Source organism: Chroococcidiopsis thermalis PCC 7203 (assembly GCF_000317125.1).
GTDB classification, from domain to species: Bacteria; Cyanobacteriota; Cyanobacteriia; order Cyanobacteriales; family Chroococcidiopsidaceae; genus Chroococcidiopsis; species Chroococcidiopsis thermalis.
In genome coordinates, this window is the sequence record NC_019695.1 from 2,830,246 (window position 1) to 2,853,256 (window position 23,011).

The 23,011-nt window shown below is 45.3% G+C and carries 23 protein-coding genes; 11 read left to right on the top strand and 12 right to left on the bottom strand.

Annotated features, from left to right (window positions below):
- Positions 1 to 55 precede the first annotated feature (55 nt).
- Positions 56 to 2,830 carry a hybrid sensor histidine kinase/response regulator gene (locus tag CHRO_RS12480; protein ID WP_015154566.1) on the top strand — a complete coding sequence of 925 codons (2,775 nt, stop codon included), beginning with the start codon at positions 56 to 58 and terminating at the stop codon, positions 2,828 to 2,830.
- 109 nt (positions 2,831 to 2,939) lie between these two features.
- A complete protein-coding gene (locus tag CHRO_RS12485; RefSeq protein WP_015154567.1) occupies positions 2,940 to 3,566 on the top strand; it encodes a ribonuclease D in 627 nt (208 codons plus the stop codon).
- Positions 3,567 to 3,622: 56 nt separating this feature from the next.
- On the opposite strand, the gene CHRO_RS12490 is transcribed toward CHRO_RS12485, so the two are convergent.
- Positions 3,623 to 3,913, bottom strand: a complete 291-nt coding sequence (locus tag CHRO_RS12490; RefSeq protein ID WP_015154568.1) for a hypothetical protein — start codon at positions 3,911 to 3,913, stop codon at positions 3,623 to 3,625.
- Positions 3,914 to 4,020: 107 nt separating this feature from the next.
- On the bottom strand, positions 4,021 to 4,857 hold the full coding sequence (locus CHRO_RS12495) for a peptidoglycan recognition protein family protein (RefSeq protein ID WP_015154569.1): 837 nt from the start codon (positions 4,855 to 4,857) through the stop codon (positions 4,021 to 4,023).
- A gap of 239 nt (positions 4,858 to 5,096) precedes the next feature.
- Between CHRO_RS12495 and CHRO_RS12500 the strand changes: the two genes are divergently transcribed.
- Positions 5,097 to 5,456, top strand: a complete 360-nt coding sequence (locus CHRO_RS12500) for a translation initiation factor (protein ID WP_015154570.1) — start codon at positions 5,097 to 5,099, stop codon at positions 5,454 to 5,456.
- A 170-nt stretch (positions 5,457 to 5,626) separates the two neighbouring features.
- Positions 5,627 to 5,788, top strand: a complete 162-nt coding sequence (locus CHRO_RS30495) for a YqaE/Pmp3 family membrane protein (protein WP_015154571.1) — start codon at positions 5,627 to 5,629, stop codon at positions 5,786 to 5,788.
- 72 nt (positions 5,789 to 5,860) lie between these two features.
- On the opposite strand, the gene cobO is transcribed toward CHRO_RS30495, so the two are convergent.
- The 4 genes from cobO to CHRO_RS12525 all read right to left on the bottom strand — a co-directional run bounded on the left by cobO (position 5,861) and on the right by CHRO_RS12525 (position 10,648).
- A complete protein-coding gene (gene cobO, locus CHRO_RS12510; RefSeq protein WP_015154572.1) occupies positions 5,861 to 6,532 on the bottom strand; it encodes a cob(I)yrinic acid a,c-diamide adenosyltransferase in 672 nt (223 codons plus the stop codon).
- 136 nt (positions 6,533 to 6,668) lie between these two features.
- Complete coding sequence (locus CHRO_RS12515; protein ID WP_015154573.1) at positions 6,669 to 7,586, bottom strand: histone deacetylase family protein; 918 nt, start codon at positions 7,584 to 7,586, stop codon at positions 6,669 to 6,671.
- Positions 7,587 to 7,588: 2 nt separating this feature from the next.
- On the bottom strand, positions 7,589 to 8,638 hold the full coding sequence (locus CHRO_RS12520; protein WP_015154574.1) for a glutathione S-transferase family protein: 1,050 nt from the start codon (positions 8,636 to 8,638) through the stop codon (positions 7,589 to 7,591).
- 222 nt (positions 8,639 to 8,860) lie between these two features.
- A complete protein-coding gene (locus CHRO_RS12525; RefSeq protein ID WP_015154575.1) occupies positions 8,861 to 10,648 on the bottom strand; it encodes an ABC transporter ATP-binding protein in 1,788 nt (595 codons plus the stop codon).
- 30 nt (positions 10,649 to 10,678) lie between these two features.
- Here CHRO_RS12525 and CHRO_RS12530 point away from each other — a divergent pair, with 30 nt between their 5' ends.
- Positions 10,679 to 10,975, top strand: coding sequence for a XisI protein (locus CHRO_RS12530; RefSeq protein WP_015154576.1), 297 nt, complete (start codon positions 10,679 to 10,681; stop codon positions 10,973 to 10,975).
- Between the two features lie 147 nt (positions 10,976 to 11,122).
- Here the strand turns inward: CHRO_RS12530 and CHRO_RS12535 are convergent, their stop codons facing one another.
- From CHRO_RS12535 to CHRO_RS34330, 3 genes are all read right to left on the bottom strand, one after another.
- The gene (locus CHRO_RS12535) at positions 11,123 to 11,482 is read right to left on the bottom strand and encodes a DUF5615 family PIN-like protein (RefSeq protein WP_015154577.1); all 360 of its coding nucleotides are present in this window, start codon (positions 11,480 to 11,482) and stop codon (positions 11,123 to 11,125) included.
- A gap of 2 nt (positions 11,483 to 11,484) precedes the next feature.
- Positions 11,485 to 11,787 carry a DUF433 domain-containing protein gene (locus CHRO_RS12540; protein ID WP_015154578.1) on the bottom strand — a complete coding sequence of 101 codons (303 nt, stop codon included), beginning with the start codon at positions 11,785 to 11,787 and terminating at the stop codon, positions 11,485 to 11,487.
- Between the two features lie 170 nt (positions 11,788 to 11,957).
- The gene (locus CHRO_RS34330; protein ID WP_015154579.1) at positions 11,958 to 12,080 is read right to left on the bottom strand and encodes a hypothetical protein; all 123 of its coding nucleotides are present in this window, start codon (positions 12,078 to 12,080) and stop codon (positions 11,958 to 11,960) included.
- On the opposite strand from CHRO_RS34330, the gene CHRO_RS12545 reads away from it, so the two are divergent.
- Together CHRO_RS12545 and CHRO_RS12550 are read left to right on the top strand one after the other, a co-directional pair.
- Positions 12,079 to 12,378, top strand: coding sequence for a hypothetical protein (locus CHRO_RS12545; protein WP_041462455.1), 300 nt, complete (start codon positions 12,079 to 12,081; stop codon positions 12,376 to 12,378). The genes CHRO_RS34330 and CHRO_RS12545 overlap by 2 nt on opposite strands.
- Positions 12,375 to 12,809 (top strand): type II toxin-antitoxin system VapC family toxin, encoded by a 435-nt coding sequence (locus CHRO_RS12550; RefSeq protein WP_015154581.1) that lies wholly within the window; start codon positions 12,375 to 12,377, stop codon positions 12,807 to 12,809. The genes CHRO_RS12545 and CHRO_RS12550 overlap by 4 nt, the downstream gene beginning before the upstream one ends.
- A gap of 127 nt (positions 12,810 to 12,936) precedes the next feature.
- Here CHRO_RS12550 and CHRO_RS12555 read toward each other — a convergent pair whose 3' ends face one another.
- The 3 genes from CHRO_RS12555 to CHRO_RS12565 form a co-directional block, all read right to left on the bottom strand.
- The gene (locus CHRO_RS12555) at positions 12,937 to 13,860 is read right to left on the bottom strand and encodes an iron-siderophore ABC transporter substrate-binding protein (protein ID WP_181824324.1); all 924 of its coding nucleotides are present in this window, start codon (positions 13,858 to 13,860) and stop codon (positions 12,937 to 12,939) included.
- 114 nt (positions 13,861 to 13,974) lie between these two features.
- Positions 13,975 to 16,671, bottom strand: coding sequence for a TonB-dependent siderophore receptor (locus tag CHRO_RS12560; RefSeq protein ID WP_015154583.1), 2,697 nt, complete (start codon positions 16,669 to 16,671; stop codon positions 13,975 to 13,977).
- 141 nt (positions 16,672 to 16,812) lie between these two features.
- A complete protein-coding gene (locus CHRO_RS12565; protein ID WP_015154584.1) occupies positions 16,813 to 17,814 on the bottom strand; it encodes a helix-turn-helix transcriptional regulator in 1,002 nt (333 codons plus the stop codon).
- Between the two features lie 107 nt (positions 17,815 to 17,921).
- Between CHRO_RS12565 and CHRO_RS12570 the strand changes: the two genes are divergently transcribed.
- The 4 genes from CHRO_RS12570 (at position 17,922) to CHRO_RS12585 (ending at position 22,949) form a co-directional block, all read left to right on the top strand.
- On the top strand, positions 17,922 to 18,104 hold the full coding sequence (locus CHRO_RS12570; RefSeq protein ID WP_127022530.1) for a hypothetical protein: 183 nt from the start codon (positions 17,922 to 17,924) through the stop codon (positions 18,102 to 18,104).
- Between the two features lie 118 nt (positions 18,105 to 18,222).
- Positions 18,223 to 19,188 (top strand): helix-turn-helix transcriptional regulator, encoded by a 966-nt coding sequence (locus CHRO_RS12575; protein ID WP_015154586.1) that lies wholly within the window; start codon positions 18,223 to 18,225, stop codon positions 19,186 to 19,188.
- A gap of 137 nt (positions 19,189 to 19,325) precedes the next feature.
- Positions 19,326 to 21,959, top strand: a complete 2,634-nt coding sequence (locus CHRO_RS12580; RefSeq protein ID WP_219336144.1) for a TonB-dependent receptor domain-containing protein — start codon at positions 19,326 to 19,328, stop codon at positions 21,957 to 21,959.
- A 12-nt stretch (positions 21,960 to 21,971) separates the two neighbouring features.
- Positions 21,972 to 22,949: a ferredoxin family protein gene (locus tag CHRO_RS12585; RefSeq protein ID WP_015154588.1), complete on the top strand. Its 978-nt coding sequence runs from the start codon at positions 21,972 to 21,974 to the stop codon at positions 22,947 to 22,949.
- Positions 22,950 to 23,011: the final 62 nt, after the last annotated feature.

Consider the following 23,011-nt stretch of genomic DNA (forward strand, 5'->3'; position numbering starts at 1 on the left):
CCTCTACACAGTAACTAGTTATCAGTAAATATATACTACACCCATATACCCGATTATGTTGGAACAACATAGCTCCACTGCTGCTGAGTTAGATTTTGTTGACGTAGCCGAGCTGCAATTACAGCAAGAGCTGCGCAGTATGTTTGCTGTTGATACTCAAACTTATCTGCAAACATACATAAATCTCGTCCAAAAGCTTCAGCCTCAAACTTGGACGGCAGATATTCAAGAAACTTATCGCTGCGTCCACACGATCAAGGGTGGAGCCGTGACGGTGGGTGCTGATGGGATTCTTTATGTCTCAACTATTCTAGAGGACTTACTTTCAGACTTGCGCTATCTGCAAATTGCACCTCCGCTAGAAGACGGTCAGCTATCACAAATGCTAGCAGAGGCGGGAGAACTTCTGACTGCAAGTTTGCAAGTTGAGGCAACAGGAGAAGCGGCGATCGCTGCCGTCCAACCTAGCATCGATCGCATCGCATTTCTGCGCCAAGAAATTCAGCAACTCTACTTACCGGAAGCCAACGAACAGACAAAATTATTTCAAGAGTTTGCCGAACAAGGCTTCGATCTCGTCGTGCTGGACTTGGAAATGGCAATAGAAGACCTGCCCGATCGCGGTCAAGTTCCTCCAGAAGTTATCAAAATAGCAAAACAAACGCTTCAGCAACTCATACAAATTGGCAACGATTTAGAATTTGAGGCTGGTTGGTTAGACTTGCTACGTTACAGTAAAGCTTTACTCAACCGCCCCGAATCCGATTTCTGGCGATCGCAATGGTCTAAATATCTCCCCCTGTTAAAAGACAGCGCCAGACAAGGTGGGAAGTTGCCTGCGGGGAAGGGAGCAGGGAGCAGGGACGAGCTGGGAGCAGAAGGGGACAAGGGGGACAAGGGGGACAAGGGAGCAACTACCAATTACCAATTACCAATTACCAATTACCAACAACCAACTACCGAAACAAATATCCAAGTCCCCGTCCCTCTAGAACGCTTGGAGCGATCGTCTCAGCGTTTGGTGGAGACGCTATTATCTGCAAGGGCAGTGCAAGGATTTTATCAATCGTTGCAGACGCAAATCGGACAACTGCTGTCGCTGGCGCAAGATAGCGTGCAATACCTGACGCAGTTACGACAAGTTCAAGACGATTATGCCCTTTTAGACAACTTACAGCAACAGCGCTCTAGTGTGTCAACGGCTCCAGTTTTAGAGCGATATCGTCAAGGTTATACGATTGTCAATCGCCTGCTAGAAGTGAGTTTGCGCTTGTCAGAATTGGGCGCAGAAGCAGCGACAAGTTCGCGGCTAACAGCAGATAGTTTGCAATTGTTAGATCGCAATGTCCTCAACCTCCAACAAACAGTAGAAGAAAGTCGGCTGATCCCGTTTAAGGTTTTGGGTTTTCGGGCGAAAGGTATTCTCCGCGATCTGATCAATCGCTTTGGTAAGCCAGCTCAGTTAATCGTACAGGGGGAACACTTGGAACTCGATGCTGGTACGGTACAACACCTAGAGCCAGCTCTATTACACTTAATGCGTAACGCCTACGACCATGCTTTAGAGTCTGCTGCCGATCGCCTAGCATTAGGGAAACCGGAACAAGGCACGATTATCTTATCGCTACGCCGCCAAGGTAAATTTTACCTGCTATCCTTGCAAGATGACGGAGGTGGCATTGATGCCAGCAAGATTTCCCAACTTGCCCAAGCGCGAGGACTACCCCTGACTCGTACCGATACCCCCGCCGATTTGCTTGCCGTTCTCTGTCAATCTGGCTTTAGCTCTCGCAGCGAAGTGAGTGATATTTCTGGACGCGGGGTAGGGATGGACGTAGTTGCCACCCAAATTGCTAGCATCGGCGGACATCTCAACTTGAAAACGGTACTGGGAGCAGGGACGACTTTTCAGATGCAGGTTCCCGTCCCGCACTTATTAGTACGCTGCGTCTTGGTACAGGCAGGCGATCGCAACTTTGCCATTCCTGCCGAGGAGATCGTCACCACGACTCTTTGGAGTAATTTATCAGCAACGCCCAGCGATCGCGACCCGATGTCTAGCGCTCCTAACTGGTTTGTAACTCAAGATGAAGCTTCAATACCATGTCTTGACTTATTAGAATACTGGCAACCAGGAGCGAGAGCCAACCGTCCGTTGTCAGATACAGCCATTTGCTTGCGGGTGCGTTCTACTTTCTCCTCCACGGCAGCTGAACGAGACGCTTGGTTGCTAGCAGATGACTTGCTAGAACAGTCAGAATTGTTGATCGAGTCTTTACCCAGTCCGTTAATTTCACCTATAGGGATGATGGGGGTAACTTTACAAACTGATGGAACGTCGATCGCGGTTTTAGAACCTGCATCTCTAGCAGCACATCTGTGGATGAATCCCACTGGAGATGGCGATCGAACTGTCATTCCTAGCTTCGATCTAGCAGAAATATTTACCGAGCCTCCTGCTGCTAGTCGTACTATTCTCGTTGTTGATGACGCAGCGCTGGTGAGGCGGCGAATTGAAGCAAGTTTGACTGCAAACGGTTACACAGTTGAGACTTGTCGCGACGGTTTAGAAGCATGGACTTGGCTCTCTAGCCATTCCGTACCAGCTTTGTTAATTACCGATATTGAGATGCCAGGGATGGACGGTTTCACCCTGATCGATCGCTGTCGGCAAGCAGGCATGAAATTACCTGCTCTTGTCATTTCTTCCCGTTTATCAGAAGAGTGGAGCAACGAAGCGCAGCGCGTCGGTGCAACAGATTACCTCACCAAAGGATTTACGACCCCTGAATTGTTGAGTAAAGTAGGCTCTTTTGTAAGTCGTATGTAAGTCAAAAGTCAAAAGTCAAAAGTTAAAAATCAAAACTGACTACTCCCTGCTCCCTGCTCCCTGCTCCCTTGTAGTATTTTAGTAACGAAGGATCGAGTTAGGTAGGGCAATGGTAGGGGAAGATTTTCAGATTTGCGATCGCGACTTGAGCCATGAGGCTTTGGCTCAATTCATGGATGCTACGGCAATTGCAGTAGATACGGAAACAATGGGTTTGCTCGTCCACCGCGATCGCCTTTGTTTGGTACAGTTGTGCGATAATCGGGGCAGAGTTGCGGTTGTCCGCATTGCCAAAGGACAAACGGACGCACCTAATTTAAAACAATTATTAGAAGCAGATATCGAGAAAATTTTTCATTTTGCACGGTTCGATCTTGCCACCCTAAAACATCATCTCGGTATTCAAGTCGCACCGATTTTTTGTACAAAAATTGCTAGTAAATTAGTGCGGACATACACAAATCGCCACAGTTTGAAAGAATTAGTCCAAGAATTAGAACTGGTAGAACTTGATAAAAGCGCTCAAAGTTCCGACTGGGGAAATGCAGCCAATTTATCTGAAGAACAACTCCGCTATGCCGCTAATGATGTCCGCTATTTAATCTCATTGCGGCAAAAACTCACAGAAATGCTCAAACGAGAAGAACGCTGGGAACTCGCGCAAACCTGTTTTCAAACTTTGCCAACCATTGTTGCGCTTGATTTGTTGCAATTCAAAGATTTATTCGAGCATTAATTTAAAAGTCAAAAGTCAAAAGTCAAAAGTCAAAAGAACTGATAACTGATAACTGCTCACTGAATTAAGCCAGATGCTAGTTCGCGGACGATCAAAATTTGGAATTTACCCGCAGGAACGCTTGTACTGAGGCGGCGGACGAATAGATGATAAGTTCCCGTTTCAGTGCGGACATCTCGCTCGATCGCGACTATGGGTGCATTGCTATTCGAGCTATTTTCTAAAAGATAGCAGGCATCAAGTAGGGCTTCAAGTACGACTGAATTAGCCGTTCCTACTGCCTTTTCAACTAAGGTTGTTGCTTGAGGCAAAAGGCGATGTTTGAATTCATCGGAGTTTAAAGCCATTTTTTTCAGTTATCAATTATTAGTAGCAAGTAAGTAGTGAGTAGCGATCGGTTTTGACTTTTAACTTTTAACTTTTGACTCTTAACTTTTGATTTTTAACTTTTGGCTTACGACTTACGACTTATTCCTCTATAAGCGTGCAACAAACTGAGAAACTTCCGGCGATCGAAAGAGCGCGGATCGCTTCTACTACCAGAGCGATCGACTGCTTTATGAGTAGTAATTCTTGCATCAGGAACTTTACTTTGAGCAATTAACCAAGCGAGAGATTTATATTGAGCTTGAGTATAACCACTGTGACGGCGATCGCGATCGCGTCCGTCTACTGGAGTTTCTAGCGAGACATGGTAGGCAAAGTTATTGACTGAAGATGCAAGGTTGGGATGAGTTTTGACGGTTTCAGCTCCATTACTACCTATAAAAACAGAATTTGCTGCTCCAAAAGCTCGTTTTTCTGGCGGGACTATGTATATTACCGTACCATCTAACCCAATTAGGGTATGGTAGCTAACTTGTTTATCGTCTTGCTGGTGTGGAGTTCGGAAGGTATTGATTGCAGAAGCGGCGGAGTAAACAGTCTCGTGCAAAACGATAATTGGTTGGTTGTAGACTGGTTTGCCGTAAATATCTGTGGCGAAGCGATCGCCATAATTGAGCGGATGCGCCCAGGCAATCTGATATCTTGGTTTATATCTAGTAGCAGTAGTAGCATTAGCTACCCGTGACTCTTGGGAAGAATTGTCAACCTTTTGTGGCTTTTGTTGCTGTGGAGCTTCAGGCGCAGGCACAACTGTCTCTTCGTAGGATACAGGGACAGCAGGTAAAACAGATGCATCTATTTGTTGTAACTCTGGTGTTTGAGGAAATAGAGCAAATGCTACAGCAACGCATAAAGATAGAACAAATATTAGTAAAGCTCTCGTTTTCCAAACCCTGATTTCCATTGAAGTGTAAATATTGGTAATTGGTAGTTGGTAATTGGTAGTTGGTAGTTGGTAATGGATAATTGGTTGTGATTCTCCTCTGCTCCTCCGCTCCCCTGCTCTCTTCTCCCTGCTCGATCGCTCCCTGCTCGCTTATGTCACTCTTTTGGATGATGATATTTATTTCTGCATCAAGACTGTTTTACAGTGGAATAGTTACAGACACTACAAAAATCTTTACCCATAGAGCGATCGCATTTATGTCAACCGAAAAGCGTAAATCGTCTAATTCTAACAAACAAGAAAAAGTCGTCTACCGTGAATTTGGTGGCGACAACTCGGCGGCTACAGAAAGAGCTGTTCCAGACTTACCACCCTCTCAGCAAAACCTGCGCGTCCAATCTTCTCGCGCTGGACGTAAGGGAAAGACTGTCACGGTCATCACTGGTTTTCAAGCCAAGCCAGAAACTCTAACAGCATTGCTCAAACAGCTCAAATCTCAGTGTGGTGCTGGCGGTACGGTGAAAGAAAATGAAATTGAAATTCAAGGCGACCACAAGCAAAAATTATTGCAAGTTTTGACTCAAATCGGTTACAAAGTCAAGATTAGTGGCGGCTGAGAAGATGTTATATTTTGGATTTTAGACGATCGCTAGAATCAAATCTATCTCAATGGTGATGTCACAGTTTTAACCATTATGTCAACCTATAGTGGTGGAATACGGTAGCTTGTCTGTGCTTATTGCAGCCAGTAAGGTACTTTTACACAATTACTATATGGGAGGATGAAATGGACATTATTCGTTTGCTGTGTGCCATTTTTTTACCACCACTAGGCGTTTTTTTACAAGTGGGTTTGGGAATTGATTTTTGGATTAATGTTCTGTTAACGCTACTGGGATACGTTCCTGGTATTGTTCATGCTGTTTGGATCATTCTTTCTAAGAAGTAGTAATTGGTAATAGTGAGTGGCTAGTGGCTCGATTCCACTCACCAGTCACTAGTTACTAGCCACTAATCACTGCTAATATTCAATTCCTGGTTGAGCTTTGACACCTTGTTCGCGAAATGGGTGTTTAACTAAAGTCATTTCTGTGACAAGATCTGCTTTTTCGATTAACGCGACGGGTGCGCCTCTTCCCGTTAAAATAACATGACTATTGACTGGCTTTTGCTCCAATCCAGTTAAGATTTCTCCTATTTCTAAATATCCAAGTTTAAGTGCTACGTTAATTTCATCTAATAACACTAGATTAAAATCTGAGTTGAGGATGTATGCTAATCCTTGTTGCCACGCTGCCTTAGCATTTTGGATATCGCGATCGCGATCTTGGGTTTCCCAAGTAAAACCCTCTCCCATAGCATGAAATTCTAAGCGATCGCCAAACTGACTGAAAATAGCTTTTTCCGCAGGTTCCCAAGCACCTTTAATAAATTGCACGATCGCCACTCGATAGCCATGACCGAGCGATCGCAGTACCATACCTAGAGCTGCTGTGGTTTTCCCTTTACCGTTACCCGTATTGACAATAATTAAGCCTTTTTCTTTTGAGGCTTTCGCAACGCGATCGTGTTGTACCTGTTGGCGGCGCTGCATTTTTTGGCGATACTGTTCTGCTGTCAGCGAGGATGATTCTGTGACGGCGACATCGCTGGTGGTTTCTAAGCTGCGATCGGATTGAGAGTTAGTTGGCATCAGGTTGACAATAAACAGACTGGGATAATTTTAGGATAGTTTGATTTGAATTTAATTGTTGGTTGACAGTGGCTGGTGACTAGAATTGCTCCCTTGTCCTCCTTGTCCTCCTTGTCCTCCTTCTCCCTACTCCCTTTCACAACCGATATTGATGAAAAACCTCGCTAGCGGCGCGATGGACGAGGGAATGACGGTAAACGAGAGATGTCATATCTTCTGCATACCCGCCACCAATGACGCAGGCAACAGGATAGCCAGCCGCAACGCAGGTACTCAAAACTTGCATGTCGCGGCGAAATAAACCGGTATTCGTTAAAGCTAATTTCCCCAAGCGATCGCCTATATGCGGATCGACTCCGGCATCGTATAATACTAAATCTGGCTGAATCCTTGATAGTAAATCTGGTAGATATTGAGCTAGCGTTTGCAAATATTCATCGTCTTCCATGCCTTCGGGTAAAGGCACGTCTAAATCGCTTTTCTGTTTTGTCCCAGGAAAATTAATTTCGCAATGCATCGAGAACGTAAACACGCTGGGGTCATTTTGAAAAATAAAAGCAGTGCCATCTCCTTGATGTACGTCTAAATCTACAATCAAAACTTTGCGGACGAGATTTAATTCTTGTAATACGCGAGTGGCGATCGCTAAATCGTTAAAAATACAGAAACCAGAACCATAACTGGGAAAAGCATGATGGGTTCCTCCTGCTGTATTGCAAGCTAATCCGCACTCTAACGCTAACTTGGCGGTTAAAACAGTTCCTCCGACTGCAACACAAGTACGGTTGGCTAAAGCTGGACTCCAAGGTAATCCAATGCGCCTCTGTGCTTTAGCATCTAGCGTCCCGGTACAATAAGCCTGGACGTATTCTGGTAGGTGTACCAACTCAATCCAAGCCTGCGGCGGACGTTCGGGAATCTGAAATTGTTCTGGATACGCTACGCCATCAGCTATCAGTAACTCGTAAAGCAACTGAAACTTCGGCATGGGAAAGCGATGAGTATCGGGTAAGGGAACGACGTAATCGGGATGGTAGACCAGGGGTAAATCCATGCTTAGCTATTAGCAGTTGACTTCCCTATATTTTCTCTCCCATGCGGTACAAGTAAGCTTGACATATCTGGACCTGCGGGAATAATCCCACCAGGATTTAAGGGAAATAGATTGCCGTAGTAATCTTGCTTGACACTTTCTAAATCGCAAGTATCAGCCACCCCAGGTAATTGATACAAATCGCGCAGATACGATCCTAAGTGTTGATAGTCTTGAATGCGGCGGCGGTTGCATTTAAATATGCCGTAGTAGGCGATATCAAACCGAAATAGAGTGGTGAATAGCCGGATGTCTGCTAGAGTTACGCAATCGCCACATAGATACCGACTGTTTGCCAAGACCGCATCAATTTCGTCCAGAGTCGCAAATAATTCGTTGCAAGCTTCTAAGTATGCCGCTTGTGTCTGAGCTAAACCGCAGCGGTATACCCCATTATTGACAGCATGGTAAATTTTTTCATTCCACCAATCAATCTTTTCTCGCAAATCTTCAGGATAAAGCTCTAATTCTGGATACTGGGCAAACTCGTTAAAGGCATTATTTAAGATGACAATAATTTCTGCACTCTCATTATTGACGATCGCCTTTGTTTGTTTATCCCATAAGACGGGAACCGTACAGCGTCCTTGATATCCTGATTTCGCCAACTGATACAACTCTGCTAGGCTGCGACAGCCTTCTTCTTGGTGAGGTAGTACCCAACCGCCTTGAATTGGATCGGGTGTGGCGATCGCAACTGAGATGGCATCTTCTAAACCCTTGAGCGATCGTACCACGAGCGTTCTGTGCGCCCAAGGGCAACTAAGTCCGACGAAAAGTTGGTAGCGTCCTGTTGCTGGTGGGTAAGGACTGTCTATACCAATAGAGTCGCGAAACTGACTGCTAGGACGAAGATATTCCCCCGATTTACCACGGGGTGCAAGCTGCGACATCATCAACTGCCAAAGTGTCGTCCAAACAAATTTGCCCAACCAGATAATTAACTTGGGTGGTAGAGATTTCCCCTTCTGCTTGGGTTTGGTAGCAGTTACATTTTGGTTATCAGCACTCATTTTCAGACAAAAATCAACGATTTATTGTCAGCTTGGCTTTCTCGATCGACAGTCTATAAAAGCTTAGAAAGTTGGCAAAGTAAGGAAATGCGAATAAAAGGACATGAACCTTCACATCTTTCGGTACTAGAACCTAAATCTAGCTGCACTCTATCTTAATTATAACTGCAAATCATTGACAATCATTGACAATAATTGTACAGATAAACGACCTAGCGATCGTCAGTTGCTCCCAGATTGCACCCACCAAAGACTGGCATAAATGCGATCGAGTGCTAGTAACTCCTCATGTTTGCCCTGTTCGACAATCTCACCTTTGTCCATGACGTAAATGCGATCGCTGTGGCGAATTGTGGAAAGTCGGTGAGCAATGGCTATTGTCGTGCGATTTTGGGTAATCTTGGTTAAGGATTTTTGAATTGCGGCTTCGGTTTCGTTGTCCACCGCAGATGTTGCTTCATCTAAAATCAGTATTGGCGGGTTTTTGAGAATGGCACGGGCGATAACTTCGTTAAGCTTCGCTAACGCAATTCGCTGTCTTTGTCCGCCAGAAAGCTTCTGTCCCCGTTCTCCAACGATTGTATCGTACCCTTGTGGTAATTCCAGAATAAATTCATGGGCTTCGGCTAACTTGGCAGCATCAGCGATCGCTTCATGACTAGCGCTAAAGCTACCATAGGCGATATTATCTGCTACCGTACCGTGAAATAAAAACACATCTTGACTTACCCAACCTACGCAACTTCGCAGATCGCGCAACTGAAGCGATCGAATGTCAATTCCATCGATTTGAATGCTGCCCTGTTGCACCTCATAAAAGCGTAGCAGCTTGGCTAGCGTGCTTTTGCCCGATCCGGTCGCGCCAACAATACCGATGCTTGCGCCAGCCCGAATGTGCAGTGAAATGTTTTTGAGTACTGGAGTAAAGCCGTCATAGGTGAAACTCACGCGATCGATTTGCACTTCGCCGCGCACCTGCTGCATCGGCAAAGATCGCGTTCCAGCCGCCATTGTAATTGGTGTCTGCATCAATCCCATGACTCGCCGAATCGATGCCATTGCCCGTTGATATTCGTCCAGAATTTCGCTCAATTCGGTAAAGGGCCATAGCAGATCTTGAACGATGAACACTATAAAGCCGTAAGTGCCAACGCTGAGGCGATCGCCCAATACTTCCATACCACCTAGATACAGCGTGGTGACAAAACCCAGCAAAATCAGAAATCGAATTAGCGGCACAAAGGCAGCAGAAAGGGCGATCGCCCTCGTGTTACTTTTGCGGTAGGCATCGCTTTCTTGGTAAACTCGACTGCGTTCGTAATCTTCAGCAGTGAAGCTTTTGATTGTTGCGATGCCCGATAGATTGTTAGCTAGGCGATCGCTGATGATGGCAGCGCGATCGCGTACTGCGTCGTAACGGTCAGCCAAACGCGACTGAAAAGCAAACGTCCCCCACAAAATTAATGGAATGGGCAGCATGGCAAGCCAGGAGATCCCAGGAGCCAGAATGACAAAACTGCTGCCTACAGCGAATACCCGCGTGAAAAAGCTCAGCAGATCTTGAGCGCCAAAGTTAAGAAAGCGTTCTAGCTGGTTGATGTCGTCGTTTAAGACCGATAGCAGCATTCCGGTACTGCGATCTTCAAAGTAACCTAGTACTAGCTGTTGCAAATGGCTGTAGGCATCGGTTCGCAGTTCGTGTTGCACGGTTTGAGCTAAGTTGCGCCACAACTTGTCGGCTCCGTATTGAGTCAGCGATTCTAAGCCCCAAGTAGCAATTGTCAGCAGCGACAGCAGCAGCAATTGAGTCGCGACATCTGGAATGCCAAAGCGAGCAATGAACGAAGTTTGGCGCTCGACAACCACATCAACGGCAACGCCAATTAAATAGGCAGGGGCAAGATCGAACAAAGTGCGAAGAATCGAGCAGGCGATCGCACTCCCTATTTGAGTTCGATAGGGTTTGGCATAACTTAGTAGACGCAGTAAAGGGTGAGTAGAGCTTGCCATTATTTAGGATGAAAAAATCAAGTTTGATTGATGAATGAGAGCTATGCCAAAAATAAGCCTGCTTACGGTGATATTGAGGTTGAAACTATTTTTGATACGCAGCGAAATCATTATCAGATTGTGCATTTGGGTTGGCATCATAATCGGTGGGTACATCATTGTGTCATGCATCTCGATATTCGGAATGGGAAGATCTGGATTTTTTACAACTCAACAGAGCATGATATTGCTGCCGATTTAGTGATTTTGGGCGTGCCGAAGCAAGATATCGTGCTGGGGTTTTATCCTCCTTTTATGCGAGAAATGAGTGATTATGCAGTGGGTTAGAAGTGAAAGAGTAAAGTGTATTTAGGCAAGATTTAGTGAATATTGACGAGGTAGTTGTAGAGGCGATCGCCTACTGATTTATCTGCATCAAAGTAGCGATCGCAGACCTTTTAGAGTATTTAGTGCCTGTGTTATCACTGAAAGTTTTTAGCTTCTCAAGTATTTGCTGAGAAACTCCAGTTGGCTTTCCATCTCTTCAGCTGTCTTGTTTGAGATGAATTCCAGAATCGCTCGAACTTGCTCCCCGACTGAGTAATTTTGGGCAAGGAGGGCGATTCTTGAGTGTTTTTCTCCACTTGCAATGAATTCAGTATGGAGCTGGTAAAAATCTCCAATGTTATGACTGTAGAGAACTCGCCGTTGCTTAGTTGCTAAACGTAACTGTTCAACATCAATTAAGCCTTCGGTTTGAGGTTCTTGGACTGCGATCGCATCAATGTTACGGGCACGCAACGCTCTTAGGAGCGAGCGATCTTGAGAATCTTCGTCGAGATAGAGGCGAATCATGCCTATGCCATCGATCTTGTAGAAGATCGATCTAACTTTTCAAGGCGTTGGTCTTCTGCTGCTTGATGAGCAATATCAGCTTCGATTTCGGCAACATTAGCGTGGTAATAGGCAAGAGCGGCGTAAACTTCGGCAAGCGTAATATTTCCGATGCGATCGCCAATTTCCTCAGCCGCTAGCCCCCGCTTGTACCAGGAAACTATGCGTCGAACCGTTACGCCTTTACCTGAAATGTGCGGGACACCGCCGTGGAGTCCTGGGGTGCGGTCGATCAAAGTGCCAATATCTACTGTGGTTGTTGTCATTTGCCGTTATTTTTATGGGTAAAGATTATGACTATTCTAAAGGTAAGAGCTGCAATGGTAGCGATTGCCCTCGGCTCTCACTCCCCCACCGCTTCAACAACTCGATCGCCCATAAAAAATGAAGTGCGATCGCAAGTTTTATAACTGAATATGGGTGTTTGGACATAGATTTAGGGTGTGTTGACGAGGTAGTTGTAGAGGCGATCGCCCGCTAATTTATCTGCATCGCTGCTAGTATCTTCCAAAACTATAAAATGAGAATAGCAAGTCTGCGAGTCGTGAGTAGATAGCATGAGAATGACTCCAAAAGAGGAACTGATTCAAGCAATTGAGCGATTGCCCGACGATCTGGTTGGGGTACTTTTAGAATTGTTAAAGGTATTGCAGCGGCAGCGATCGCCTGAAGCAGCAAGGTCAGCACCACGAGAACCAGAGATGGCAACAGTGGAGGAAGCGCCTAGTCGGTTGCATCGCAAGCAAGGGGTTTTAGTCATTGAAACTGGACATTTGCATGGGTTTGACATCAATGCATTCATTAATGAAGTAAGAGAGGAGCGGTTTCAGAATCAGATTGAGCAAGCTGATACATGAAAATTTTGTACGATACATCTGTGTTAATTGCAGCTTTGTTGGTTGAACATACCAGTCACAATTTAGCTTTTCCTAAACTTGAACTAGCGCGACGGGGAGAGGTAAAGGGTTACATTTCAACTCATAGTTTGGCGGAAATTTATGCTGTAATTACTCGTTTGCCTCAACCCTTAAGAGTGTTGCCTGCTGAAGCAGAGGTAGCGATCGCAGACCTTTTAGAATATCTAGAGCCTGTGCCGTTATTGACGCAAGAGTATCAGAAGGCAATTGCGTTGATGACGACGCAAAAGCTCGGAGGTGGGGGTATTTTTGATGCAGTCATTGCTCAGGCTGCTTTAAAGGTTGAAGCCGATTGCATTTTGACATTAAATCCTAAAGATTTTACACGCCTGGGAGACGAGATTGCGGTTCGAGTACAGATGCCTGAGTGAAGGATGTCAGCGATCGCCCCTCCTGATGACTCAGTAAATTTATTAGAAGTGTCATGAAAACCAAAAGCGATCGCTAGATTTTCGGATAAATATGGTGGGTTTAGCTATGTATTTATGAGGTGTTGAGTTACTTTACCCTAAATTGGTGAGGTGCTGCATATGATTTTTGTGGGAGGTACTTAAAAATATCATCTAACATTCTGTTTACTCCTAAAGGTCCGTTGGCGCTCCACTTAATTGCATCGACGAAGTAAGCTCGATTATTTTTAACGGCATTGAGAGAGGCTATTAATGGGTGTTTCAAAAAGAATGGTTTTGACTTGCCATCATGATCCATGATAAATAAGATATCAGCATCGTATTGATTCAGGATTTCAACACTAATTACTTCATTGCTATTTAAATTAATCTTATTCGTTAAGCCGATGTCAGAAAAAATCTCATGAGAAGTATGTGCGGACTTTGTAATTACAAATGCACCTTGGTAGTAGATAAGTACAGTAACTTCTATTTCTTGTGGCTTGCAACTCAACTGTTTTCTTAATTTTTTAATCCGAGTTTGATATTGTAAAAGTAATTCATTTGCTTCTACTTCTTTATCAAGAAGTTGAGCGAGGTAAAGTAAATTCTTTTTAAAAGAAGTGTTTTCTTCATAATTAACTAAAACTGTGGGCGCAATCTCTGATAGCTTTTTGTAAATGTTTTTATGGGCAAAATCCATTGCTAAAATTAAATCTGGTTTAAGTTTGAGAATCTTTTCTAAGGAAGGATTGAACGCATCTCCAACATTTAGGATCGATTTAGTATCATCTGGGGTTAATCCATCGAGTGATTCTTTTCCTCGAACGATAGAGGTTGCCATTCCAATCGGTTGAATCCCAAGAGCCAGTACAGGATCGACTAGATATCTAGGGTCTAATGCGATTATGCGTTTCGGTTTTACTGGAATACAGGTTTCTCCTAGCCTATGTTGAACGATTCGACAGCCAGGAGAACTAGTTATTGGAATATTATACTTCTGGATAACTGGACTATAGCAAGCTGTAGTCACAAGAAAGGATAAAGCGATTAGGAGAAATGGCTTTACCAAACAATACATTGAGTTTTTCATCATACTTTGTGTTGATTTTAAAAAAAATCAATCAATGATTAACTGCAAAGCCAGTTAAAACTCCCAACTGATGGAACCAACGATCGTAAACGGTTCGGTTCTTTCAACGTTTGTGGGGCTATAGGCAAATGCAGCAGCGTCTATATCAAATATGTTACGCATATTAATCGCCGCATTAAAACGACCTCTCCGGTAGTAAAGGGCTGCATCAGTACGAAAATAATCCCCCATTTCAAACGAGTTATCCAAATCTCCTTGTCGCGCACCGACATAAAACAACCCCAGACCAAAGCCTAAACCTTCTAAATCCCCTGTTTGAATCTCATAGGTTGTCCAGAGGCTAGCTTGATTTTCTGGCACGTTTGGTAATCGATTGCCGACCGGAGTGGCGTTATCTTCAGTGACTTCTGCATCCGTGTAAGCATAGGCAGCAGTTACATTCCAACCAGGCAAAATCTCACCCGTAAGGTCTAGCTCGATGCCTTGACTACGCTGTTCCCCAGTCTGAATAGAAAAATCAGGGTCATCTGGATTGGGTGTAAGAACATTAGTCTTAGTGAGATGATAGGCTGCCAAAGTTGCTGAGAGCCTACCATCGAGAAAGTCAGCTTTAACCCCGACTTCATACTGAGTGCCTCTCGACGGTTCAAAGGTGACATCCTCATCTACACTTGTGTTGTCGAATCCAGAGAGAGGGGCAAAAGAGCGAGTGTAGCTGGCATAGAGAGAAATTTCTTCGCTGGGCTGATAGACCAAGCCGACACGCGGGCTGAAAGCACCATCATTCCTTGTTGGAAAGCGAATTACTTCTCCCCCTGTATCGGTATCTGCTTCAAAGTCAGTTGAAGCCCAATCATAGCGACCGCCGATTAGGAATTTCAAACGATCGCCCAAAGCGATCTGATCCTGGAGATAAACGCCGTAGGATCTCCTGACAAGATCGAAATCAGAGAATGTCAGACGTGTCGAATATGTTGGTTTTGGGATATCGTAATTTGGATTGCGGATATCTAGAGGAGGCAGAGGTGTATCGGCACTGATGCGATCGCCAACATTGCTAAAGCGATCAAAATCAAAACCCGCTAAGACCTGATGTAAAATCGATCCAGTTATAAACTTGCCAAGCAAGTCAATCTGTCCGAAATAGTTGTTTCTCTCAAAGACAGCTGTGGAAACATTGAACTCATCCAAAAAGCGGTCGTCTATTAGTGTTGTACCAGAAGCTACATCCTCTCCAAAACGAGTAATATTTATGGCAACATTATTCCGAATCTGCCAGTTATCGTTAAATTTGTGATTTAGGATGTATCCAAACCTTTGAGAAGTGGTATCGACCTGGCTTAAGCTCGGATAGTAGGTGGCAAAGTCTCTAGGTGTTAAGCTGCCATCGCTTAGAAATACAGCATTACCGAGACCAGAAGCAGGGTAGCCAGAAAGACGAGTGTACTCATAGTAAAGATTCAGATTTGTCTTTTCGCCGATCTTGAAGGTAAGGGAAGGCGCGATCGTCGTCAGTCCTCTATTGGCAAAATCTTGAAAATCACTTGAACCTTGATAGCTGGTGATAAATCGATACAGTGCCGTTTTGTTATTATTCAAGGGTCCTGATAAATCGATGCTGGGTTGATAAAATCCATAATTTCCTGCCTCAAACGCGAGCTTGTAGTAGGGGTCACTCAGGGGTTTTTTAGTCACCGTGTTAACAATACCACCTGGCTCCCCAGCACCAAACAAGACTGAAGCAGGTCCTTTGAGGACTTCCACTCGCTCGACCGTCTCAATGGGTGACAGGACATAGAAATCACCGTCTGGAAAGCCATCTCGAAAATTTACAACGCCCGTTCCCGCTTGGTCAAATCCTCTGATAATTTTGTTTGTAATCGGCGCACCACCATAGCTTCTGCTTCCAGGAGTTACACCGCTGACGGTTTCCAGTGCCTCAGTTACAGTTCTCACATTGCGGTCTTCAATAACTTGTTGCGGCACGACCTGAATCGATTGGGGAATATCTCGTAATGGCGTATCAGTCCGCGTTGCCGTAGAAGTATTTGGCACATTATACCCATCTTGCTCATCCGTCACCACAATTTCCTGCTCGTCAGCCAATGGTTTTTCTGGCTGGGTTTCACCCTCTGGCGCTGGCGGAGTCTGGGCGGCAGATGTACCTGGTGTAAAGCTAAAAATTAATCCTTCATTTGGAGCGTCATACAACTGCACTTGTGGCAAAGCGGCTTCCCCTGTCACAGCGACTCGTATACTGTTGGTAGTAGCCTGAGTCACTCTCACAAGAGTAATGCCACTGGCGGGATTATCTTGACGAAATCCCCCTTGGGGAAGTGCTAGCACGGCATTAGGAATATTTGCAATATAGGTTTTGCCTAAAGCCAGAGTTACAGGCTGGAGTGCTTTTCCTTGAGTGGTTTGTAGAATTATCTCTACACCTTTGTCGGTAGGATTCGCTACCACTCCTGTAATTGATACAACACCCCCCTGTTTCCCCCCTTGGTAAGGGGGGACGGAAGAGGGGTTCCCTTGGTCAGGGGCAACAGAAGAGGGGTCGCTCGGTGTTTGTACGAGTGTTTGAGCGCTGGTCGCGAGACTCTCGATTTCGCTCAGTTGGGGAAGATTTTTGTTAGCTTCTCGAATATCTCCTACTTCCTCGCCTTTCGCAGGAGTACCAAGCAAAAGCGCGATCGCACTTGCCACCCCGATCGCCAAAAACAACCGCACCGACAACCGCTCTAGGCTCATCGCAACTCCTTCCACCTACTGAAATGCTCTATTGCAAATCACTTTTAATAAGTTGTGAAAAGTAGTGTAGAGAAGTTGCTCTCGCCTTGTCTATCAAAAAAGCGACAGCGGCGATCGAAAAAACGACAATCGAAGCGATGCTCAGTCTGCTTTAATCGCCCGTTTTCCCGCCAGACATTGGCTCGGTGTAATCCCGAACCGCCGCTTAAACGCGCTGGCAAAATTCCCCAAATGCCCGTAACCAACTCGCATCGCCACCTCAGCCACCGTGCGATCGCCCTGACGCAATAACTGTTTTGCCTGCTCCAGTCGTCGCTGCTGCAAATAGTCCATCACTGTCATGCTAAATAAAGTTTGGAACCCACGTTGCAGAGAACGATGGGTTAACCCGACCTGCTGTGCTAACTGGGGCAACGAAAGAGGCTGAGCAAATTGTGTCGTCAAAATCTCCCTTGCATAGTGCAACCGTGCGATCGTCTCTGGTTTCAAACTCGGTGCAGATTGATTCCGTGTTGCATCTTCTGCAATTAGGTCAAGGTACATTGCCAACAGTTCAAACACCTTGCCTTGAAGATACATCCGTTTTGCCGCACCCCGATAAGGCGCATTCCACATTTGGAGAGCTAGCGATCGCATTGCTGGGGTGACTTGAGGATAAAACGACACCTTCCAATCTTCCCCTTTGAACAACTGCTTAACCGGATCGGACTGTCGCAGGCGATCGTTGAGGAAAAATGATTCCATCACGTCTGGCTCAATCTCGATATTGACAAAGGTTAAATGCTGTGGATCTCGATATTGTTCCAGATAGGCAGGCGAAATCCCACTTCCCGACAAATAGCTGCGAGTATAGTCGAATGTGGGATGGATATTACAGTCTAGAAAACCTGACAGAAAAATTAAAATCTGAATCGGATGCTCGTGAGCGGATACCTTCACCTCTGAATCTTGGCGATATTCAATATCCCCGAAATTCAACCACACGCCAGGCAACAATTCTATCCCCCGACCGTAGCCCTGTCCCAGGTAGTCTGGCACTCCCTTTAGTTCCTCAAACTCATCCAAAATTATATTGTCAGGACAAGTAACAGGAGCCTGCTCGTGCAGTCCATCCCAGTCGGATTGGGTGAAGATCGGGGTCATGCTGGCGCTACATCAAGATCGCAAATTAACTTGAGTGATAATAATTTGCAATAGTGTACCACGATCGCCCCGAAACCCAAAACGCCTCATACCAATCTGAAACAAGAATGCAACACACAAATAAAACGCGATCGCTCCTCCATAGTCAACCAGTCGCAGCCAAAGACTCAGAAGGCAAAGGAAAAACAGGAGTGCTAGCGATCGCAATTTCTGACTCCTGTTCCATTGTCAGAATGACGATCGTAGCTAGCGATGCTCTACACTTAAGCAATGATAGTAAATTTCAATAATTCCATCGCGATCGCCTGATACTATTTTATCTGGGAGCGTTGCTTGTGGGCGATCGACTTGGTATCTTTTCGCTACATAAGTGCTTCCAGTCACATAGAGATACTCAACTTAAGATTTATGACAATCGCCTTGTCAGACCAGGATTATCAACAACTGTGGCAGGAGATGCTGTGTAGCAATATTTCTCCGCACACCGATCCTGCTGACACGATCTGGAAGTTTCCGCATCAGTTGGGTATTGGGTATAAACGGGTGATTCAGCTGCGGGGTATACTGCTAGAAATTCACAACTATAACTTGCATGACGATTTGAGCGTCCAATTTCAGCCCTCTAGCACTGCTGAATGTGAATTTGGGTTTCAAATTTCGGGTGCGCGTCATGGTATGCGCGGTGGGCAAAACTTTCTTGCTTGGGGTTGGGGGACTGGCGGAACATGGGAAGCTCTAGCAGGAGAAAAAATTGTCAAAGTCGATATTCACCTCGAATCTCCCAGCCAGTTGATAAGTTTTATAACCAGCGATCGCCAACAACTCCCTACGCAATTGAAACAACTCATTGAGGGTGTCACTCATGAAACCTACGAAGAAATTGGCACGATTGCAACTACCATGCAACTACCTCTAGAACAGATTTTGCACTGCCCTTATCAGGGATTAACCAGACAAATCTATCTTGAAAGTAAGTGTCTGGAACTGATAGCACTACAATTAGAACAATTAGCGACACCGCAAAAGTGCGATCGCTCTCAGGTTCTTAAAGGCAACGATATCGATCGCATTCACCAAGCCAGGGAAATTTTAATCTGCAAATGCGATCGCCCACCGTCTTTAATGGAGTTAGCACGACAGGTAGGGCTGAATGACTACAAGCTCAAGCTCGGCTTTCGACAAGTTTTTGGTACTACTGTATTTGGTTATCTACATACTTATCGACTGGAGCGATCGCGCCAATTATTAGAAACGGGGCAGATGAGCGTTGGCGAAGTCATGCGGACAGTAGGTTATGCTAACCGAGGGCATTTTGCCACAGCTTTTAAGCGCAGGTTTGGCGTTAATCCCAAGACTTACTTATCGAAGCAGTGACAATAATCCGTTTAGGGATCGAAAAAATCCGTCTGCGAGCCATTTTTCTGTCAAGAGGGCTAGCAAGTTCGTGTATGCTTATTGAGAAGATTTTTAATTAGCGCTCAAAACATCTGTCCAGTCTTGTTACTACCATCTTGACTGTCTCGGTGGTACGCCAAGCAGGGGCAGTTGGGACGTGGGGAGATATGCGTAAACAAGAGCAATTACTTAGCAGTTTATGTCTGGCAGCGATCGCGATCGTCGTAGCTCAACCAGTTAGGGCAGAAGAAAAAACATTACTTCAGTCACCGATTAGCACCGATTTGCTCACACAACAGCCACTGACAACAGAAGCCGCAGAAATCATAAAAGTAACAGGTGTGAGGCTAAAACCCACTGCCCAAGGTTTATCAATCATTTTAGAAACTCCAACAGGGCGATCGCTACCAGCCCAGACTTTCAGCAAGGGCAATGCTTTAATTGCTGACATTCCTAATACTCAGCTAGCCTTACCAGAAGAAAGTTTTCGCGCTGAAAACCCTACCGAGGGTATTACTTCTGTCACCGTGACTCAAGTGAATGCCAATAATATTCGAGTCACCGTCACGGGAGAAACAGCAGCACCAACAGCACAGATCGTTCAAAGTGCCAGTGGTTTAGTTTTAAGCGTGACTCCTGAAACTCCAGAAGCAGCAGAAGAGGTAGATATTGTAGTCACGGCAAGCCGTGTAGCACAAGCTTTAGAAGACGTGCCGCGATCGGTGACGGTTATAGAACGCGAACAAATTCAGCAACAGGCTAACGTCTCGCCGTCGCGTAACTTACAAGATATTCTTACTAACTTAGTGCCTGGTTTGGCTCCTTCAACTCAAAGTAGCATCAATAGCAATCAAACTTTGCGGGGGCGGACACCTCAAGTTTTAATTGATGGTGTTCCTGTCAGATCGAATTTTATTGCCCAACCTAGAGACTTGAGAAGCATCGATCCCGCGTCTGTCGATCGCGTGGAAGTGGTTCGAGGTCCCAGCGCGATTTACGGTGATGGTGGAACGGGGGGTGTCATCAATATTATTACCAGACGACCACCAGATGAAGAAGGGATCGTTTCGAGGGCAGAAGTCGGAGTTGATTTCTCAACAACAAATTCAGCAGATAGTTTTGGTAACTATTTGGAATATTCGCTATCAGGACGGCAGGGAAATACTGACTTTTTGGCGGTTCTCTCGCGCAAGCAGACAGGCGGTTTCTTTGATGCCCAAGGCGATCGCATTCCCCAATTCGCACCAACTGCCGATACTGAAACTTTAAACTTGCTGGCTAAGGTAGGGGTAGACCTCACCGACGAGCAACGCCTGCAATTGACATTTGAACATTTTGATGCAAACGAAGACTTTGGATTTATTTCCGATCCAATTGTGGCGGATCTTCCAGGAATTCAAAAAGCACGGGCGCTGCAACTCGATAATCCAGAACTCATTGGTAGTAAAAGACCTGGCAACCGCAATACAATAGTTAATCTCAACTACAGCCACGAAAATTTATTTGGTAGTCGGGTACAAGCGCAGGCGTACTTTCGTAACAGCCCCATAGTAACTACACCCGACGATCTACGACCGTTTGGTTTTGTAGACCCAGGAGTTTACCAAACCAATGTGGACAAAGAAGCGTTTGGCGGCAGACTTCAGGCTGAAACTCCTTTATCGCCAGCTTTGAGTTTGCTCTGGGGAGCTGACTATTTTGATGAGGATATTTCCCAGACGATTGAAGTTTTCGATCCAGAAGTATTCGATGCCAGCGGTAGGCGAATTTTTCAAAAAACGCGCGATGTCACTTATACTCCTCCATACAACTTTAATAGTCTCGGTTTATTTGCTCAGTTGCAATGGGAAGTCAGCGATCGCACTTCTGTAAATGGCGGAGCGCGATACGAGCGTTTTGGCTTAGATATTGACGACTATACGGCGATCGGTTTCGGGCAGATCCCAGATCGGGCGATCGAAGGTGGTAACATCAACTTTGACGATGTTTTGTTTAATCTTGGGGCGATTCACAACATTACAGATGAAATTAGCCTATTTGCTAGCTTTGCTCAAGGCTTCTCTGCGCCAGATTTCGGCAACATCTTACGTACTCCTCCCGATGCTTTGACTTCGGTAGAAAACGATCTCGAAGTTACCAGTCCCCAAAAAGTAGATAGTTTCGAGCTGGGTGTGCGCGGTAACTGGTCTAATATCCAAGCGTCCCTAGCTGGTTTTTACAGTACCTCAGAATTGGGTATAGATTTTGTAGATAGCCCAGTTGGTTTTGAGATTGTCCGACAACCACAGCGGTTCTATGGCTTAGAAGCTACGCTTGACTGGCAAGTAGGCGGCGGTTGGGGATTAGGTGGAACAGCCAGTTTGATTAAAGGCGAATTTGAAGATGAAGATGGCGAATACTTGAATGCCAGTAGTAATGTTGCCTTTCCACCGAAGCTAACTGCTTATGTGCAATACAAAACTGACGGTGGCTGGCTGAATCGCTTGCAGTTGCTTTTTGTTGGCGATCGCGACGCTGGGTTTGAAGACGGCTCCGATCCCGTACCCATCGAGAGCTACACCACGTTAGACTACATTAGCAGCATTCCCTTACTTGGTGGCAGGCTCGCCCTCAGTGTTGAGAACTTGCTGAACGAACAATATATACCAGTTGTGAATCAGTATTTTGGCGGTTTTGGCGGAATCGACGAGATCAGTAATATTGCCGCTAGAGGTAGAACGGTTCGCCTTGGCTACTCAATTGAGTGGTAATCTCTATGACATATGGACAAATTCTTTTGTGCTGAAGCATCGCGTCAAGCTGAAGAAAACCCCATCGGTTGGGCGGCTCCCTGTCAACTTTACATATTAATAGAATGTCCGCCGCCGTGGACAGGAGATGAGTTTGCTTCCCAATCTATACCCGCTAATTTAAAAGTTTTAGTGGAGGAGATTTATCGAGCTGAGCCTGCGGCGATGGTACTGTTGATTTACAGTCACATTCTGACAAGGAAAGACCCTACCAAATTGCTGATATTTCGTCAAAAATCGGGTCTTTGTGATGGATACAGCAAGCAGGAAACTGAAGTTAATTGCATCAACGATATTGCTTTGGTTTTACAAGATTATTTGGCTAACCCGATTCAGACAGAAGATCCGCCACCGCTAACTAGAGACATCTTAATTTGTACCCACGGCAGCCACGACAAATGTTGTGCTAAGTATGGTATTCCTTTTTATCGGCAAGCCATAGCTACTGTGACTAGTCTCGGTTTAGAGAACGTTCGCATTTGGCAATCGAGTCATTTTGGCGGACATCGCTTTGCACCTACAGCATTAGATTTTCCTTCAGGTCGTTGTTATGGCAGGCTGGATGCTAAATCTTTTACCTCAATTTTGACTTATAACGGCGATATCCAAGACTTAAAATCGGTTTATCGGGGTTGGGGTATTTTATCTGGTTCCGATTACCCAATTCCAGCGCAACTCGTAGAACAAGAGCTGATGCTGCGATATAGTTGGGATTGGTTTAAATACAAAGTTGCTAGTCGAATTGTCGAGCAAAATGAAGATGCCAGTTTCAACTGTGTTGAATTAACTTTTGCAACACCGGATGGCGCGATCGCTCGTTATAGAGCAGATGTAGTTGAAGATCGGAGCAAAGCTTTATATCTAATTGGAGACTGTAATGGTACGGAAGTGGAAAAATTGCCCAAATTCTATGTCAAAAATTTGACTCAATTGGAATGCGATCGTGATTGAACGGTTCTACCATTCATTCAAGTTTTGCCTGCTTGTTATCTTAACCTTTCTGACGATTGCAG